This window comes from Klebsiella sp. 28, assembly GCF_018223905.1.
Classification (GTDB): Bacteria; Pseudomonadota; Gammaproteobacteria; order Enterobacterales; family Enterobacteriaceae; genus Klebsiella; species Klebsiella pneumoniae.
Genome location: NZ_JAGRQY010000227.1, coordinates 1 through 1,899 on the forward strand (window position 1 = coordinate 1; position 1,899 = coordinate 1,899).

A 1,899-nucleotide genomic window follows, 5' to 3' on the forward strand; every position below is an offset into this window, starting at 1 on the left:
GTATTAGAATAGGCATAATAAAAAATATAAGAGAGAAAAACATGAATACTAATGATACTGAACTACTTCGCTTATTTGATACATTAACCACAGAACAAAAGATTGATATCGCCAGACATTTACTGCAAAACAAAGATATAAAATCAACAACAGTTATCACCAAAGAAGAAGATAAAGCGATCTCATTTTCCCAGCCTTATGTTTTTGCTTTCACATCTAATTTTCGTGTTTTTTCTGATCTGGACATATCTAAGAATGAATTCCGTGTATTAACTTACATCTTGGAATACATGGAGTTTGGAAACCTTATTAACCTTTCTCAGGCATCATTGTGTAAAGCTTTAAACATCGCATCTGGAAATATGTCAACCATATTCAAAAAACTAAAACAGAAAGGCATTCTCGTTGATCATCATGGACATCTTTATATTAACTCAAACATCTTTGCGAAAGGTATGAGTCATCAACTTGATGAAAAGCGTAAAGAGCATTTAAGTAATGCAAGAAATGTTCAGGCTGAGATTGAACAATACCCTGATGGTTATCAAAATCTTTCTCAACAGGAAAGACGAGGATTAGCCCTCGAAACAGTAATTCAAAATGTTTATACAGATGCTTTTATTTTTAGCAAGAAGAAAAAGAACAATGCAGTTCCTAATGCTAAAAACAGTATCAAGATAGATAAACCCCGCAAGGTATATAAACGAACAAAAGAAAATGAAGCAAATAGACAAGATTTAGTTAATATCACTAACCACTTAAAAGCTGTTTCCTAAAGAGTAATAAGGAATTAAAATGAAAAAACTACCCGGTTCACTTGAAATTAAACTGCATGATAGATTATCAAAAACCGATATTCTTGATATCTTAGCGGAACAAATGACTATGCTTGAGGAAACATTTGGCATTGAAGAGTTCAAACTCTATTCTTTTCTTGAATGTTATATTCATAGTAAAAAACAGTCCTTTTATCATGAAGAACATAATACTGTTGTAAATTCATTTAACTTACAAGGTAATGAGAAACTTGAGAACACAGCAAAAATAATTTCAAAAGATGGTAATAAAAGAATCGTATCTTTTGATAAAAAGATCGATGTTGATAGAATACGTTTAACAGTTGGAAGTATTCAGAAGCATAATCCGTATCGATATTGGTCTAACAATATTCAAGTCATTCCATCATCAGTAGTCAACAACATCATTCAAGATAAAGAAAGCCAACTACAATTAGAAAGAGATAAACTTTACTTCCTCAACCAACTGAGACGTAAACAAGAAGAGGAACAAAGGCGTAAAGAGCGTGAGGAATTTGAGCGTCCATTAAAATTACTCATCGCAAGAAAGATCATGGAAAGCGGTCTAACTGATGTAGAGTTCAAAAGAACAATATGTTCCAGCTTCGACTATATAAAAAGCGGCGCTGTAATAGCAAAATACCTAGCCAATAAACCTGATTTGTTAGAAAAATATCATGACTCCAGAATAATACGAATGTCCATTAAAAATGATGAAGGTAAAGTCGGCAAGGTTGAACTTTATGATCTTTCTGGAACACTAATTTTTGAAAGCTATAAAAACAAATAAGAGAGGTATGATATGCAATGTTCATGTGGTAGAGAAATGACAGAGAGGTTTTCTGTTTCTAAGAAATGCAACTTGAGATGGGAATACTCTTTTTGTAAGTCTTGTGGAAGAATCGATGCAGATTATCTTTATAGCTACGATAAAACACAGTTTATTGAACGAGGTTATTCAGCAAGGCTAAATTATAGAGACATGACAAGAAAAATAGATAATTAAATCCATGCCTCTCCATTAAATTTGACACTTTGAACCAATCCCTTAAAATAAAATATATACACAATCCACTAAAAATAAGAGGAGTCAACATGACAG

2 protein-coding genes are annotated in these 1,899 nt (G+C 32.2%); both read left to right on the forward strand.

Annotation, left to right across the window (positions count from 1 at the left end; translation table 11 throughout):
* The first annotated feature begins 41 nt into the window (after positions 1 to 41).
* Positions 42 to 776, forward strand: coding sequence for a replication/maintenance protein RepL (locus KHQ28_RS26745; RefSeq protein WP_064147897.1), 735 nt, complete (start codon positions 42 to 44; stop codon positions 774 to 776).
* Between the two features lie 19 nt (positions 777 to 795).
* Positions 796 to 1,587, forward strand: a complete 792-nt coding sequence (locus KHQ28_RS26750) for a hypothetical protein (RefSeq protein ID WP_064147898.1) — start codon at positions 796 to 798, stop codon at positions 1,585 to 1,587.
* The last annotated feature ends 312 nt before the right edge of the window (positions 1,588 to 1,899 follow it).

Excerpts from the sequence above, each read along its gene's own strand:
- KHQ28_RS26745 (WP_064147897.1), top strand. The coding sequence starts at position 42 with ATGAATACTAATGATACTGAACTACTTCGCTTATTTGATACATTAACC.
- KHQ28_RS26750 (WP_064147898.1), top strand. The coding sequence starts at position 796 with ATGAAAAAACTACCCGGTTCACTTGAAATTAAACTGCATGATAGATTA.